This window comes from Moellerella wisconsensis, assembly GCF_022592395.1.
Taxonomy (GTDB): Bacteria; Pseudomonadota; Gammaproteobacteria; order Enterobacterales; family Enterobacteriaceae; genus Moellerella; species Moellerella wisconsensis.
On the sequence record NZ_CP093242.1, the window covers coordinates 2,613,888 to 2,630,312 of the forward strand.

General features: G+C 42.7%; 14 protein-coding genes. 6 read left to right on the forward strand and 8 right to left on the reverse strand.

Annotation, left to right across the window (positions count from 1 at the left end):
* Positions 1 to 40: 40 nt before the first annotated feature.
* The 8 genes from nagA to agaR are packed head-to-tail and all read right to left on the reverse strand — an operon-like array spanning position 41 to position 7,205.
* Positions 41 to 1,198, reverse strand: a complete 1,158-nt coding sequence (nagA, locus tag MNY66_RS11495; RefSeq protein WP_241500893.1) for an N-acetylglucosamine-6-phosphate deacetylase — start codon at positions 1,196 to 1,198, stop codon at positions 41 to 43.
* Positions 1,195 to 1,638: a PTS galactosamine/N-acetylgalactosamine transporter subunit IIA gene (gene agaF, locus MNY66_RS11500; RefSeq protein WP_241500894.1), complete on the reverse strand. Its 444-nt coding sequence runs from the start codon at positions 1,636 to 1,638 to the stop codon at positions 1,195 to 1,197. The genes nagA and agaF overlap by 4 nt, the downstream gene beginning before the upstream one ends.
* Positions 1,639 to 1,691: 53 nt before the next feature.
* Positions 1,692 to 2,576, reverse strand: coding sequence for a PTS system mannose/fructose/sorbose family transporter subunit IID (locus tag MNY66_RS11505; protein WP_047256358.1), 885 nt, complete (start codon positions 2,574 to 2,576; stop codon positions 1,692 to 1,694).
* A complete protein-coding gene (agaW, locus tag MNY66_RS11510; protein ID WP_047256359.1) occupies positions 2,566 to 3,339 on the reverse strand; it encodes a PTS N-acetylgalactosamine transporter subunit IIC in 774 nt (257 codons plus the stop codon). Before agaW ends, MNY66_RS11505 begins: the two co-directional genes overlap by 11 nt.
* 30 nt (positions 3,340 to 3,369) lie before the next feature.
* Positions 3,370 to 3,864: a PTS N-acetylgalactosamine transporter subunit IIB gene (gene agaV / locus MNY66_RS11515; RefSeq protein ID WP_047256360.1), complete on the reverse strand. Its 495-nt coding sequence runs from the start codon at positions 3,862 to 3,864 to the stop codon at positions 3,370 to 3,372.
* A gap of 48 nt (positions 3,865 to 3,912) precedes the next feature.
* On the reverse strand, positions 3,913 to 5,079 hold the full coding sequence (locus MNY66_RS11520) for an SIS domain-containing protein (RefSeq protein WP_241501888.1): 1,167 nt from the start codon (positions 5,077 to 5,079) through the stop codon (positions 3,913 to 3,915).
* A 12-nt stretch (positions 5,080 to 5,091) separates the two neighbouring features.
* Complete coding sequence (kbaZ, locus tag MNY66_RS11525; RefSeq protein WP_241500895.1) at positions 5,092 to 6,372, reverse strand: tagatose-bisphosphate aldolase subunit KbaZ; 1,281 nt, start codon at positions 6,370 to 6,372, stop codon at positions 5,092 to 5,094.
* A gap of 59 nt (positions 6,373 to 6,431) precedes the next feature.
* The gene (agaR, locus tag MNY66_RS11530; protein WP_241500896.1) at positions 6,432 to 7,205 is read right to left on the reverse strand and encodes a transcriptional repressor AgaR; all 774 of its coding nucleotides are present in this window, start codon (positions 7,203 to 7,205) and stop codon (positions 6,432 to 6,434) included.
* 834 nt (positions 7,206 to 8,039) lie between these two features.
* On the opposite strand from agaR, the gene MNY66_RS11535 reads away from it, so the two are divergent.
* The 6 genes from MNY66_RS11535 to MNY66_RS11560 all read left to right on the forward strand — a co-directional run bounded on the left by MNY66_RS11535 (position 8,040) and on the right by MNY66_RS11560 (position 16,304).
* A complete protein-coding gene (locus MNY66_RS11535) occupies positions 8,040 to 9,284 on the forward strand; it encodes an anaerobic sulfatase maturase (RefSeq protein WP_414738781.1) in 1,245 nt (414 codons plus the stop codon).
* An 88-nt stretch (positions 9,285 to 9,372) separates the two neighbouring features.
* Positions 9,373 to 10,980 carry a sulfatase family protein gene (locus MNY66_RS11540; RefSeq protein ID WP_047255931.1) on the forward strand — a complete coding sequence of 536 codons (1,608 nt, stop codon included), beginning with the start codon at positions 9,373 to 9,375 and terminating at the stop codon, positions 10,978 to 10,980.
* Between the two features lie 52 nt (positions 10,981 to 11,032).
* Complete coding sequence (locus tag MNY66_RS11545) at positions 11,033 to 12,520, forward strand: DUF2264 domain-containing protein (RefSeq protein WP_241500897.1); 1,488 nt, start codon at positions 11,033 to 11,035, stop codon at positions 12,518 to 12,520.
* Positions 12,521 to 12,621: 101 nt separating this feature from the next.
* The gene (locus MNY66_RS11550; RefSeq protein ID WP_047255929.1) at positions 12,622 to 13,476 is read left to right on the forward strand and encodes a tagatose bisphosphate family class II aldolase; all 855 of its coding nucleotides are present in this window, start codon (positions 12,622 to 12,624) and stop codon (positions 13,474 to 13,476) included.
* 36 nt (positions 13,477 to 13,512) lie between these two features.
* Positions 13,513 to 14,100 carry a DJ-1/PfpI family protein gene (locus tag MNY66_RS11555; protein WP_047255928.1) on the forward strand — a complete coding sequence of 196 codons (588 nt, stop codon included), beginning with the start codon at positions 13,513 to 13,515 and terminating at the stop codon, positions 14,098 to 14,100.
* 641 nt (positions 14,101 to 14,741) lie between these two features.
* On the forward strand, positions 14,742 to 16,304 hold the full coding sequence (locus MNY66_RS11560) for a sulfatase family protein (RefSeq protein ID WP_047255926.1): 1,563 nt from the start codon (positions 14,742 to 14,744) through the stop codon (positions 16,302 to 16,304).
* The last annotated feature ends 121 nt before the right edge of the window (positions 16,305 to 16,425 follow it).

Sequence of the window (16,425 nt, forward strand, 5' to 3'; positions counted from 1 at the left end):
TATAAATATTTATTTCGCAAAATAGCACTCGCAGCGCAACTTAATCGCAAGTGTATGCTGTTTTCCCACCAATAATGGTTTGAGTCAGATTGAACAGAGGATCAACCACCGCAAAGCTGGCATCCGCGCCTGGGCTGATATGCCCGAGTCGTTGCTCTAATCCCAAATATTTGGCAGGGACATAAGTGGCCATTTGCACCGCTTCCCACTCTGGGACGTGCACTTGATAGATCATGTTTTTCAGCGCTTGATTTAAGCTACACGTACTGCCCGCTAATGAACCATCGGCTGTTTTTGCTTGCCCATCACACACTTGTACCGGCAAAGTACCCAGCATATATTCGCCATCGGGTAATCCTCCCGCACGCATACAATCAGTAATTAGCGCGATACCTCGATAACCTTTGATTCGATAAGCCAACTGCATCATCACAGGGTGAACATGTACACCATCGGCAATAAGTTCTGCTAAAACATCGTGATACAATATAGCTCCGCTGCATCCCGGCTCACGGTGATGCAAACCAGACATGCCGTTATACAGATGAACCCCGCAGTCTGCGCCCACGGCAAAAGCGTCAGTCACTTGTTGGAAATTAGCCGCCGTATGGGCGACAGCGGTTTTAATGCCATGCGCCACCAGCCATTCAATCGCCTCGGTCGCTCCAGCTGATTCGGGGGCAATCGCGACACGTAATAATGACTGTTTGGCAAAACTGTACAGTTTTTCGAGTTCAACCCTCGTCGGGGCTTTTAAATACTTGATCGGATGAGCACCACGATGCGCCGCGGTAAAATAAGGCCCTTCTAAAAAGCTCCCTAACAGTTCAGCCCCTTGCGTTTGTCCGTGCTGAATAAATGTCTGCATGCGCTCAAGAGAAAGACAAATATCGTCTATTGGTGCCGTCACGGTGGTTCCGACCCAAGCAACAACTCCGGTGCTTGGTAGCGCATCAGCAATGGTCTGCAAGGTGTCTGGCGTGTTATCCATGACATCAGCACCGCCGCGGCCATGAATATGAATATCAATGAATCCCGGCAGCAAGGATTGCCCCGGCAATTCAATAATCGGGCAATCTGTCGGCGCTTTGGTGCTCACCGCAGAGATAACCCCCTCTTTAACCACAACATATTGTTTATAACGGATACCCTCAGGCGTGAAGGTCCGGTCAGCTAATAATGCGTAATAGTCACTCATAAGCCATCATCTTCTGATAAATCATCACTGTCTGTATCTGCGGCTTGTAATTGATGACGAATATTTTGGATACTCTGGGCGCCAATCTCTTCCAATATCGCCACTAGCTCACCTAATTCACAGCCTTCACGCTCAAACACCGCGTTGACAATCATCGGCAAGTTAACCCCGGCTAAAACTTCAACATTGGAGGTATTCATCATGATAGCCATCGCGCGATTACAGGGGGTTCCACCGGGCAAATCCGTCAGAAAAAGGTAACCTTCAGAGCAATCCATCGCCGCCATTTCACTGAACATTTTGGCTTGTAGCTCATCAGGGGAAAGGGTTTCGACAAAATCAATAAAAGCGATATGTTGTTGAGCTCCAGCGATAGCTGTTACCGCTGAAGCCATTCCTGAGGCAAAATTAATGTGCCCCGAAACAATCAGACCAATCATGAGAAACTCCTAAAGCAGATAAGGTTGCCCTTATCTGCTAACTTTAGATTTAATTAAATAATGCCGAGAATATGACCAATAACCCCGAAAGCGAGGGTTGAGAAAATAAGTACCGGTGGCTTACCCCAGAATCCAGTGCTTTTTACCATCTTGAACATGAAGAACACTAAACACAGCGGCAGTAAGTTAGGCATAATTTTATCGAACAAGGCGGTTTGTAAATCGACCACCTTGCCCCCCAGCTCTACCGAGAGCGTCGTCTGGAACTTAATAAAGGTGGCCGAGAGCGCCCCGATAACAAAAATACCCATGATATTAGCGGCTTTTGCCAGTTTCTCGGTGGCATCGCCCATGTTCACCGCTGCCGCAGTACCGGCACGGTATCCCATGAACATCAATCCAAAATAAACAAAGAAGTGGACGATTTGGTACAGGAAGAAGAACACAAATGGTCCGGCAATCGAGCCGTCCATCGCGATCGACGCCCCGAGTGCTAAGGTCAATGGCATCAAGGTCATGTGGTCAATGGCATCACCAATCCCACCAGTCGGTCCCATCCCTGCCACTTTCATTACGTTAACTGTTGAAGGCTTCTCTTTGTTTTCTTCCATTGCCACGGCGGTTCCGAGCAAGAAAGTAAACAGTTTTGGACTGGCATTGAAAAATTGCAGATGGTTCTTCAATGAAACCGCATAGTCACGTTTATTATTACCGTGGATTTTACGTAACGCAGGAATAATAGAGAACGCGAATCCGCCGCCCTGCATACGTTCAAAATTAAAGTTACCTTCCATGAACAAACCACGGAATGCACATTTCCACAGATCTTTTTTGGTGATTACTTGTCTAACCGTCTGATCTTGATACTCATCCACATTATCGAGCAACGATTCTGCCGGTAAACTTTGTTTGTTTTCAGTTGTCATTTCAGATGCCATCTTCGAAATCCTCTGCTTCCTGAGAGCCATTTTTATTGTTGCCGTTACCACTAAAGAAGAAGTACAGCGCAGCAGCAGATGCACCCAGTACTGCAATTGCCATAATTGGTAACTTGAGATACGTTGTCATCACAAAGCCAATAAAGAACACGCCAGCCACTTCTTTCGACCACATAATTTTCAGTAACATAGCGAAACCAATAGCAGGAACCATCTTCGCCCCGATCCCTAAACCTTCCAGCAGAACTTTTGGCGTATTCTCATCAATCCATGAGGCAGCATGTTCACCGAAGTACACCGTGACAAAGGCCACCACCGCATAGAGCAATGAGCGAACCATCAAGGTGATAACCAGTAGCTGAGAAATCCCTTTACCATTGGCCGCCGCCGCATGACGATCAGCTATTCCCATCGTGAATGCAGTCATTGCAAAGAAGCCAATCACTATCATCTGCATCAGAACCGCAATGGGCATCCCAATACCCATAGCAACTTCAGGCGATTGACCGGTCATGACCGCAAAAGCTACTGCGGCAATGGTTCCCAAAGTCACATCAGGTGGCTGAGCACCCGCGTTAGGCACCAGACCTAACCATGCCAGTTCTAAGGTCGCCCCAGCGATCAACCCAATCTGCATATCCCCCATGATCAAGCCCACAACAGGACCGGTGATCAATGGACGGTGAATATTTAACGCAACATCATATTTATCGATACCACATAGGAACGCCCATATAGCAACGAGAGAAGCTTCAAAAATCATGATATTTACCTTATCTTCAAGATATTGCTATCAAGCCTTGGCAAGAGTTAGCACATCAACCGGTACCTGATCTGGCGTATTTTGTATCGTGCAGGTCACGCCATGGGCAACCAACGATTCAAACGCAGCGAGATCTTTCTCATCGACAGACACCGTTTTACAAATTTGACGTTTACCATCGTGGTAATGCATGTTGCCGACATTACAATGAGTAATAGGCACCCCGCCTTCGACCAGACGCGCAACATCGGTCGGGTTATTACATAAAATAAATATTTTTTGTCTTGGCGAGGCTTTGCTAATCACATCAATGGTTTTTTGAATAGAGAAAAAGCGCACTGCATATTCTCCACCCGCAGACGCTTTCATGCCGGCTTGCATAAAAGCCGCATTTGGGCCATCAGCAGCATCGTCATTAGCGACTAAAATTAAATTAGCTTCGGTATGTTTTCCCCAAGTAATCCGAATTTGTCCGTGCAGCAACCGCTCATCAATACGAGTCCAAACAATATTAGGTGTATTCATAATGCTTACTCACTTATTATATTTTTATTAAATTAAATAATTGCTGGGTTAGTCTTTTTTAAAGGGATAGATAGTAACGCCTTTAACGACTCGATTTATTTCACCACTAGGTGATGGATTATCTGGCGCATGGCCTAACATAATTGAGCTATGAAATGCATAAGATTGAGCTATCATTAAATATGGGAATAATAATGAGATATCCGGGCTATTTTCCATATTAGGAAGATAAACAACATTATTAGATAATTCAGAATCTGATTCTTTAGCTGTAATAGTAATAACTAAACCAGCCGCATCATCATTTAATAATTCTTTTAATAAATCCAAATCATATTGACGGGTATAAGGGTCGTTAGAAATAAATAATACGATTAAGGTTTGTTTATTAACGATAGCTTTTGGTCCATGGCGGAAGCCTAATGGTGAATCAAATGCCGCAATGACTTTACCTGCCGTCATTTCTAACATTTTTAATGACGCTTCTTGCGCTAATCCTTGAAATCCACCACTGCCTAAATAAATAACCCGATTAAATTTCCCCGCATATTGCTGACGGATAATTTCATTTATTTTGGGATAAAGATTGCCATGTTCACGGTAGAACGGCTCAATATATTTAGGGAAAATATCCAGCCCACCGAAAATAGATACTGCCGCCATTAACATCGAAGAAAAGCTGGAGGTCATCGCTAACGATTGGTCATTTGACTCTTCAGGCATTAATATCGCTAACGCTTTATCATTATTTTGGCAATAACGGTAAAGTTGGCCTTGTGGATTACAGGTTAAAACCAAATGGAAACAATGACTCAAACTGGTTTCAGCAATATCTAATGCCGCGACGCTTTCCGGACTATTACCTGAGCGAGCAAAAGAAACTAATAATACTGGCACATCTTCCGCTAAATACTGCTGCGGATTTGATACTAAATCAGTGGTCGCCACAGCATCGATACGTTTTTTCAGCAATTTGCTCAACATCGGCGCTAATGCGCGCCCTGCAAATGCCGACGTCCCTGCGCCGGTCATAATAATTCTGACATTATCTGCGGCTAATGCGATGTCCAGAAAAGCGCGAATTTCAGGCTGCAACGTCTCAATATTTTGATGAACTTTTTTCCAGCACTCCGGTTGTTGGCTAATTTCTTTGGCCGTCCACCAAGCATTTTTCTGTTTTAGTTCCGGTTCGCTATAATCTAAATATTCCATGATAACCTCAAAAATTTACTGAAAACGACATGCAGCTGCATAGGTCGATAGCACTTCTCTGATTTTTGCAATCACCAACATTTCTGGCGTGGCGGCAACTTGCCCTTCTCTCACCTGATGGAACTGATGCGGTAAAAATTGGCTTAACAGTGGCAGAGGGATAGTTTTTTGGCTTAGATTGCTAAATAAGGTATTAATTGCCGCAACAATCGTTGGTTCAGGCCAGTAATAGCGAATGCGATCACTGAAGCTATACACACGCGCAAAACGTTGTTGAGCAGCATCACCGTGATAATATTTTTGCCAGAAATTTGGCGAGTCACACATTAGCTGTTCCATTTTTTCACGCAGGCATGAACGCTGTTCGGCGGGATACATGGCGTTTTCTATGTCACATAAGCTGTATAAGCCTTCGCGCATAGCAAAGGTCAGTGCCGGGCCAACTTTCAGGATAGCGAAATGGTCATTAACTAATTGTTTATAGGCATTATCGGTTTGGTAATCGGTCGAATGCGCTTCAAATACTAAATGCGGATAATCGTTAACCACTTGGCTTAATGCTTGGGCTTTTTCTGATTGATAATCAATGATACCCGTGTGGTCAAATTCCACGCCGGGCTGCACAACTAAACCAATAACACGTTGGAAGCTGCTACCCACACCGGCTTTTTCAAAGGCCGCACGATGGCATTCTAAAGTTTTGCGGGCGGCTTCTGGGTGTGTTACTTCAACGGTGCTCAGTTCTTCAGCGGCGCCGCCAGGAACCGGAACTTCGGTACCGACAACATAAACAATGTCACTGGAACCAAAACATTTAATCGCAGTATTTTCAGCGATAACCGCTAATCTTGCCGCTCTTTCTGCCACAATTTCATCGGTTAATGGGATAGGATCATCAGCACAAGACATGCTGCAATCTAAGTGAATTTTTTTGAATCCAGCGGCGACATAATGTTCGATCAGTACATCCGCGTTGGCCATCGCCACATCCGCGTTCTGATCCTGCCAACGATTTGGCCCTAAATGGTCACCGCCGAGAATTAATTTTTCGATAGGAAATTCAAGTTTATTGGCGAGTGCAATAACATATTGATAAAAGTCGGCCGGGGTCATCCCGGTGTAGCCGCCAAACTGATCAACTTGATTGGAAGTGGCTTCAATTAAGATAAGGGAATTATTATCCAACGCCTGCCGTAAAGCAGCTTCTATCACTAAAGGATGTGCAGAACAAACAGAATAAATACCTGTTTGTTGACCCGATTTATGCTGTTGAACAATTATTTCTAAAGGATGCATTAACGCTAACTCCACAATCAGTATTGGGCGTGCTGCCTATGGAGTTAGCCAGTAAATGATTATTCTTTTTCTGCGATAATGACTCGGACTTTTTTGTCTTTTAATTCCTGAATATACTCATCAGGGATCCCCGAATCAGTGACCAAGATATCAATGTCACCAAACTCTCTGATCATATGGCAGCTGCGTTTACCAAATTTGGTAGAATCGGCAACAGCAACGACCAGTTCAGACATTTCGCACATAATTCGGTTAAGGCTAGCCTCTTGCTCATTATGTGTGGTGATACCTACGCGCAAATCGAAACCGTCAACCCCAAGAAAAACCATATCAAAGCGATAATTTTTCAAGCTGTGTTCGGCTTGCGATCCTGAAAAAGAAAGTGCATTCTTGCGTAACGCGCCTCCGGTCATTAGGACATCGACTCCTGATGCGGAAGCTAACTCCATAGCAACATCTAACCCATTAGTCATGACGACTACGTTTTCACGCGACTTAAGATTCGCCGCAATTTCTCGCGTAGTTGTCCCCGAGTCTAAGATGACGCTATTACCATCCTTAATCAGGCTTGCAGCGGCTTTACCAATAAGATGCTTTACATTTGCATTCTGATTGCGCTTCTCATGCACAGTCAGTTCTGCAATAAAACCCGTATTCGGAATCGCTGCGCCATGAGATCTCACGACATAACCATTTTTTTCCAAAAATGTCAGATCGCTACGGATGGTGACACTTGAGACATTAAATTTTTCAGCTAAATTCTCGACTCTGGCTTTACCTTCCGTATTTATCAGGTCGAGGATTTCCATTCGCCTCTCAACTGCCGTTTTCACTTTCGTCTCCTTACGAAACCCATCAAATTTGTTTTTGATTGATTTCGAATACAGTTTACTACGTTAGATTGGATCGACAATACGAAATAACAAAAGATTTGATCTCTTTCACAAAGTTTCGATTTTTCGTCTAGTTTTTACGTTAGCTTACGCTATGACATTATCATAAGCTGTATGATGATAATTCTCTAATAAATAATAAGAAAAATATCTCCATATGATGCTATCTATTATAGGATAAATTGTTATTTTTTGCTTAAAAGCTTTATATCTTCATTACTTAAAGCATAAACCCCAAATAAAATCATTTAATGAATAACTAAATTTGCCAGATAAATCAGCTTTCATAACGTTATTTATTGCTTACATTTAATTGATTAGTGAATTATAGGGTGAAGATTTAATTTTAGGGGATAAAATGATGCCTCACGATTAATCTGCTTCTTTTCGAATTAATCGGAAACAACATTACTCTAAGGATACCGTTAAGCCCGCTTTATTGTGATCTATATTTGAGTCAGGAAACCTGAATATAGTAAATTGAAGTGATTATCAATCAAGATACAGCTTATCGAACTGATAATTAAAATCAAACAACCTATTGTTTTATAACATAAATAGTTAATAAAATAGCCATTTATCTAAAAAATGATGATTAGACGGCATCATTAACTAGCAAGGTATCATTTTCCCAAACATATAAAATAAACTGCAACTATTTATCCCCATTAACTTTCGTTTAACTTCGATTTTTGCATTATTGTGATTTCAATCTCTTTTGTATTGTAGGTATTTTTCGTAAGATAGCCCATCAAATCATAACAAATATAGGATATGACGATGGCGCAATCACAACCTTTGTTCTTTCATGTCATGGCAAAACCCACCAGCTATCGTTGCAATATTAAGTGTGAGTACTGTTTTTATTTAGAAAAAGAAAGCTTATTTGGTCAACAGAAAGAAAACGTAAACGTAAGCAACGACCAAATGCAAGAAAACACCTTAAAACGCTATATTCGCGATTATATTGAAAGCCACAGCGGCAACCAGATTGATTTTGCTTGGCAAGGTGGAGAACCTACCTTAGCGGGGCTAGACTTTTTCCGCCAAGCGGTGAAATATCAAAAACAATATGCAAAGGGCAAAACAATTACCAATAGCTTGCAAACCAACGCAATTGCTATCAATCGCCAATGGGCCCAGTTTTTAGCCGAAAATAAGTTCTTAGTCGGTGTCTCTATTGATGGTTTAGAAGCGGTTCACGATAAATACCGGATTACGGTTAATGGCCGGCCTACTTTTGAGCGCGTCAAAAATGCTATCGCCTTGCTTATTGAATATGGCGTTGAATTTAATACCTTAACGGTCATTAACGACCAAAATTGGAATAAAGGCAAAGAAACCTATCACGCACTCAAACGCTTAGGTTCTCGTTTCTTTCAATTTATTCCCATTGTTGAAGTTGACCAACGCTTTAACTCACAAAGTTACTCGTATGCTCCCGCCCCGGATGCGCCAATGGCGCCTTTCTCCGTGCCAAGCCATGGTTATGGCCAATTTATGACGGATATTTTTAATGAATGGATTAAAGAAGGCGATGTCGGGCAAATATTTATTCGTTTATTCGATAGCCTGCTAGGAACTTGGATGGGGTATCCAGCATCGAGTTGTATTCAATCCAAAACCTGCGGACAAGCGGTGATCATTGAATCCAATGGCGATATTTATTCCTGCGATCATTTTGTCTATCCCGCGAACCTTATAGGCAACGTCAAACAGCATTCACTGGCTAAAATGATGAGCTCGAAACAACAACAACGATTTGGTCAAAATAAATACGACAAGCTCACGGAGATGTGCCGTAAATGTGAAGTACAAGCCCTATGTTACGGCGGCTGCCCTAAACATCGAATAGTCGCGATTAACGGTGAAAAATATCGCCATAACTATTTATGCAGCTCCTACAAACAAATATTCCACCACACTGCCGCGGGTATGCAAGCGATGCGAAAAATAATTACTGACGGTGGATTAGCCGCGGATGCTTTACCGGTTTTAAGGCAACTATACCGACAATAAATATCGGCAATAAATACCGGCAAAGATAAATATTAACAACAAATATCAACAAAGATCAATGAGTTAATTCGCTCTAAAGGAGTTTTGAATGGGATCCGTATTAAAGAAAAGCCTGCTGGCAGGCTTAATAGCGACCTCCAGTCTGGTCGCAGCTCCCGCGGTATTCGCCGGAGGAACGCCAGAGAAACCCAATGTGTTATTAATTATTATGGATGACCTCGGCACTGGGCAGTTAGATTTTGCTATCGATTCACTGGATAAAGATGCCTTAAATAAACGTCCTGTTCCCGTTCGTTATCAAGGCGATATTAATAAAATGGTTGATGCTGCCCAGCGTTCAATGCCTAACGTCGCTAAAATGGCCGCCGATGGCGTAAAAATGACTAACGCATTTGTTGCTCATCCTGTGTGTGGTCCGTCGCGCGCAGGGATCTTTACGGGACGCTACCCTGCCAGTTTCGGGACCTACAGTAACGACGATGCCATGATGGGCGTCCCCTTAGAGATTAAATTACTGCCAGAGCTGTTCCAAGAGAACGGCTATGCCACAGCCAGTATTGGCAAATGGCATAATGCTAAAGTCATCAAAAAACCGAAAATTGACGAAGATAAACAGACCCGTGACTATCACGACAACATGCTATCCACCCCAGAACCAGGATATGCGCCAAATGAACGCGGTTTTGATTACGGCTACAGCTATTATGCTTCGGGGGCAGCGTTATGGAACTCTCCGGCTATTTGGCGCAATAATGAAATCGTCCCGGCGCCGGGTTATCTTACCCATCATCTGACCGATGAAACGATCAATTTTATTGATAGCCATAAAGACAAACCTTTCTTTATTAACCTGTCTTATAGCGTGCCACATATTCCTCTCGAGCAAGCCTCGCCGAAAAAATATATGGAAAAATTTGATACCGGCAACACTGAGGCCAACAAATATTTTGCCGCCATCAATGCCGCCGATGAAGGCATTGGCAAAATCATCGATAAGCTCAAAGAAAATGGCGAACTCGAAAATACCCTGATTTTCTTTATTTCTGATAATGGCGCGGTTCATGAATCACCAATGCCAATGAACGGTATGGATAAAGGCTTCAAAGGACAAATGTACAATGGCGGCGTCCATGTTCCATTTATCGCTTACTGGCCAGGTCATATTCCGGGCGGACAAAAAAGTGATGCGCTAGTTTCTGCGTTAGATATTCTGCCAACGGCCTTAGAAAGCGCAGGTATATCAATTCCTGAAAATATGAAGGTCGATGGCAAAAATATCATGCCGCTGTTAAGCGGTAAAGTCACAACATCTCCGCATAACTATCTGTTCTGGACCGGTCCTGGGACTAAACACTATAGCGAAGATAATCAGGATTTCTGGCACGGCTATTGGGATTGGATCACCTATAACCGCGAAACGCCGCCAACTAACCCGAATTTAGAAAAACTGTCTAAAGGCTCATGGGCTGTCAGAGATGGAGAATGGGCGCTGTATTTTTATGATGATGGCAGTGACAGCGTGCAATTATTCAACGACAAACTTGACCCTGCGGAATCAAAAAATCTGGCTGCCAAGCACCCTGAAAAAGTCAAAGCGATGAAAGCTGCTTATTATGATTGGATTAAAAACAAGCCAAAACCTGTCGTTTGGGGCAAAGACCATTATCAAGTCTTAGTTAGCTCAGCCAAAGATTAATATTTTGTATTTATCTAATGTGAAAGGACTCACATTTTAATGAGACACCGTTATGCGTATTAAAATTTCTTCTCAACCCCGTCCATTTTTGCCGTATGAACACCCTAATCTCAGCATTTATGAGCGGTTAATTAAACAAAATATCATCCGCCACATTAAGCGACATCGTGCCTATCCCCACCATGATGAGCAACTGCAACACTATTTTCAAAACACCCAACACAGCTTACTCGATCAATGCGAAATGCTAGTACGCTACGTTGCAGAAGCCTTTGATCATTATGCGGTGTGGGATTATAGCCATGCTTATTATCCTGGGCGGCCGGGTCAACAAACCGTAAAAATTGATGCGCTCGAAGGTGTCAGCCGAGTGCTGCCCACCTTAGCCACATGGCTGCACCACAGCCGAGAGAGAGGCGGCGATACGCATCTGAAAACTTTAAATAATGCCTCGATTGATGTCCCAGCACTTATCCGTTCGGCATTTTTGGCTGGCACCTCCCCGCAACATGCCGGATATTGGGGGGATATTGAAGATTACGATCAGCGCATTTGCGAATCCGCCGATTTAGCGTTAGCACTATGGCTTAGCAAACAATGGGTCTGGGACGCATTATCAGCGCCAGAACAACGGCAAATCATCGACTGGTTTAAACAGGTGAATAGCCATAAAACCGTCGATAATAATTGGCACTTATTTCCATTAACCGTGCAATTTGTGATTAAAGCGCTCACTGGCGAAGACACGATTGACCATAATAAATACTTAAGAACCAAAGAATTTTATGTCGGTGATGGTTGGTTCCGTGATGGTGCAAACGGCAATTATGATTATTATAATGCGTGGGGATTCTATTACTCCTTATATTGGCTAGTGCAAATCGATCCTGATTATGACCGCGATTTTATTGTCCAAGCGCTGGATCTGTTTAATCAAAAATACCGCTATTTTTTCACCCCTAAAGGCTTACCGTTCTTTGGCCGTAGCGCATGCTATCGCCTCGCGGCTTCTGCGCCCTTAATTGCCGGCGTCGATCTTAACGGTCGCTCGGTCACCTGCGGTGAAGCCAAACGCGCCTTAGAAACCAACTTACAGTATTTCATTAGCCAAGGCGCAATGCGCAATGGCGCCCCCACCCAAGGTTTATTCGGCGACGATACCCGCTTAGTCGATAACTACAGTGGCCCAGCCAGCAGTTTCTGGTCATTACGCGCACTCAATATTGCGCTGTATTGCGGCCAACGGATTAATTTCTGGCAAACCCCATCCGCCCCACTGCCGATAGAACAGCAAGATTATCAAATTTCTCTGCCAAGCATTAATGCACTGGTGATCGGCACTTTCGAAACGAAAGAGATCGTGGTTATTTTCAAACAAGAATATACCTTAGAACAAACACCAATGACCCGAAGACTGCTCAAACAACGTCCATTAGATAAGTTGATTGAGCTGGCCATTGGACAATCCCGACGACCTAAAAATAACTTACTGCGCAAGGGGATCACTTGCTATAGCTCGAAAATGTCACATTTTTTCTAAAGGTTTTATTTGTGTAATAACCCAGCAGACGCTTTGATCTTTCTTTTATCTTCGGTTATTATTATTCACAAATAAATGAAAGTATAATAGTTGAGGTTAACATGTATTTGGTCTCCACTCTCGAAATGCTAAAACGCGCCCAACAAGGCGGTTATGCTGTTCCTGCTTTTAATGTTCACAATCTCGAAACTATTCAAGTCATCATGGAAACCGCTGCAGAAATGAGCAGCCCGGTCATTCTTGCGGGAACGCCCGGAACCTTTGGTTACGCGGGTACCGAATATTTAGTGGCTATCTGCGAACAAGCCTCGAATCAATACAAAATGCCTGTCGCGCTGCACCTTGATCATCATGAAGATTATGCTGATATCTGCCATAAAGTTACCGCCGGCGTTCGCTCTGCGATGATTGACGGCTCTCACTTTAACTTTCAAGAAAATATTCAATTAGTCAAAAAAGTGGTCGATTTTTGCCACCATTGGGATTGCTCCGTTGAAGCCGAGCTCGGCCGACTCGGTGGGCAAGAGGATGACCTGATTGTCGACGACAAAGATGCGCTCTATACCGACCCGGATGCTGCGGTTGAATTTATCCAAAAAACAGGGATTGATTCTTTAGCTATTGCGATAGGTACGGCGCACGGTATGTATAAAAGTGAACCGCATTTAGATTTTGATCGCCTAGCGATTATTCGCCAAAAAACCGACACCCCTTTAGTGTTACACGGAGCATCCGGTATTCCTGATGCTGATGTAAGACGTTGTATCGATTTAGGTATCTGTAAAGTTAACGTGGCGACCGAACTGAAAATAGCCTTCTCCGACGCCATTAAAGACTACTTTACTCACCACCCAGATGCCAACGATCCGCGCCATTACATTGTTCCTGGTAAAGCAGCTATGAAGAAAATTGTGGCGGATAAAATTCGTGTGTGTGGCAGTGCAGGCAAACTGTAAGCCATAAACCCAGCAGAATAACCCAGAGAAAAATCAATGACCACTAAAAAAGTAGCAGTCCTATTGGCCGATGGCTTCGAAGAAGCTGAAGCGGTTATTTTCATCGACATCATGCGCCGTTTAGATATCGAAGTAGACGTATTATCCTGTATGGATACTCCGGTGATGAATACCTATTTTGGCACAAAAATAACGGCTGATTTTCTATTAAGCGAAAAGATAGACGACAGCTACGATGCCATAATGACGCCTGGCGGCCCGAAAGGCACCGACAGTTTATCGGCTAATCCACATGTTATGGCATTTATTAAACGCCATATTGCCGCAGGCAAATATATCTGTGCGCTCTGCTCCTCTGGAGCCAAAGTATTAGCGGCACATCATTTATTACAGCAGCACCGTTACAGTACCGGCGATAAATTAGCGGATAAATTTGATGATGGCATTTATGTGGATCAAGACATCGAAGTAGATGGTCAATTTATTACCGGTAAAGGCTTAGGCGTAAGTTTCGAATTTTCGTTTACTGTCGCTCGCCATTTATTAACTGAAAATACCCAAAAAGTTGATTGGCAGGCTAATCATATTTATTTTAAACACTGGCCGTTAGATTATTTAAAATAAGGTTTATGGCTAATATTGATTAGCCAACATTCATTACTTAATATTAATTACTCAATAAAATTAGCGAGTTATTAATATATATTAAAAAATATATTATCGTCTGTTTTCATTTATCGAACACTTCGGTCAAACAACATTCCTCCTTGGCTGAAGTGTTTTGATAAATACCGACGTTAGCCCCCCCATGCCCAAAATAACCTCCCATCATTAATACGGATTATAAACATCAGCCATTAGCCTAAAGAATTAACATAAGTGATTAATTTTATAACTTAAATTAGGGAAAACTATAGCGTTGTATTTACATTATCTCGATAAACATCCTTCTTTCAGTGTTTATGGTTATCAATTATCGTTTTCACTTCTTAGTTGATTAACAATAGCGGTTTTTAGCGCTAAACAGACTAAAGTTAATTAAGGTTATTATATTATTAACTTAATGATAAATAACATATATCAATTTAATAATACCCGGTATTTAGCACTAATTAACCCGAATGTTTGCTACAAGTTATATTCAACTTTTGTGACCGCGCTACCAAGTTTGATCTTTCGTGTGCTTTCCATTTGATAAAATAACAAAGAATAAATAATATGTAATAACATAATTTGAAACACAACGAAGATTAAGGAACGCAAATATGTCGGTATCTCGTAGAACCTTTATTAAAGGGCTGGCAACCAGCGGTGCGGCTATTACAGTAACAAGCCCTATATTTGCCAATACACTCACAGCTGATGATAAATTAAAACCAAGCGTCCCCCAAAAGAAACCCAACTTACTGATAGTCTTTCCCGACGAAATGCGAGCTCAGGCGTTGGAGTTCATGAAACAAGATCCGTCAATTACGCCTAATTTAAATAAGTTTGCGAAGCAATCAAAAGTTATGACCCAAATGGTGTCAAACTACCCACTGTGCTCTCCTTTCCGTGGCATGTTTATGACCGGTCAATATCCCACACGCAACGGCGTAACAGGCAACGCGCATGATTACGGCGGCAACGTAGGTATTGAGCTTTCACGCTATGCCAAATGCTGGTCAGATATTTTAAAAGCCCAAGACTACAGCACCGGATACATCGGGAAATGGCACTTAGATGCGCCCCATAAACCCTATATAACCAGTTACAATAACCCAATGGAAGGCCGTTACTGGAACGAATGGACCTCGCCAGAACAACGCCATGGTTTTGATTTTTGGTACTCTTACGGTACCTATGACCTGCATATGAAACCGATGTACTGGGCAAATAACACCCCAAGAGAAGAACCTTTCTATGTTGATCAATGGGGCCCAGAGCATGAAGCGGATACTGCAATTAGCTTCTTACGCAACGAAAATGGCAAATACCGCGACAACACCAAACCTTTCGCGTTGGTCGTTTCGATGAACCCACCGCATTCACCTTATGACCAAGTTCCACAAAAATACTTGGATCGTTACGCCGGTAAAACCTCGAAAGAGCTAAATACCCGACCAAACGTCAAGTGGGATGTCGAATATCAAGAAGGCTACGGCCCGCAGTATTTCAAACAATACTTAGCGATGGTCAATGGGGTTGATGAACAATTTGGGCGTATTCTGGATGAATTAGACCAACAAAACCTCGCCGAAGATACGCTGGTAGTATTCTTCTCTGACCACGGTAGTTGCCTTGGTGCCAATGGACAGCCCACCAAAAATAACCCTTATGAAGAATCTATGCGAGTTCCAATGATGTTCCGTCTACCGGGCAAAATTGCCCCCGGCACTGACGATGCATTAATGTCGGCACCAGATATTTATCCGACCATGCTGGGCTTACTCGGATTAGAACAATGGATCCCAGACACCGTTGAAGGCACCAACTTGGCGGAGCGAGTCATCACCGGTAAAGGGGATACCGCGAATTCACAACTGTATTTATTTATCCCTTATGGCGAACCTTCATTTGGTAAACGCGGTGTAAGAACCCAACAATATACTATGGTCATTGATCGCCAAGATGGGCAACCACTTAAATATACGCTGTATGACAATATTAAAGATCCGTATCAGATGACGAATATTGCAGACAACAATCAACCGTTAATTGATAAATTAACTAAAGAAGAATTAATTCCATGGCTAGAAAAAACGGGAGATTCATGGCGGCCAACTGAATTTATAACCGCAACCAAAAATAAAGCCAATAAAGCCTTATCCGAATGTGAGTCAATATAATTAAAAATGATATTTTAGTGAAAAATAATATATTTAAAATATAAACCTTATCGCTGATTAATTAAGTTTACTCTTCTTTATTATTTAAGAAGAGTAACTTTTTACACCCTAAAGACTATTA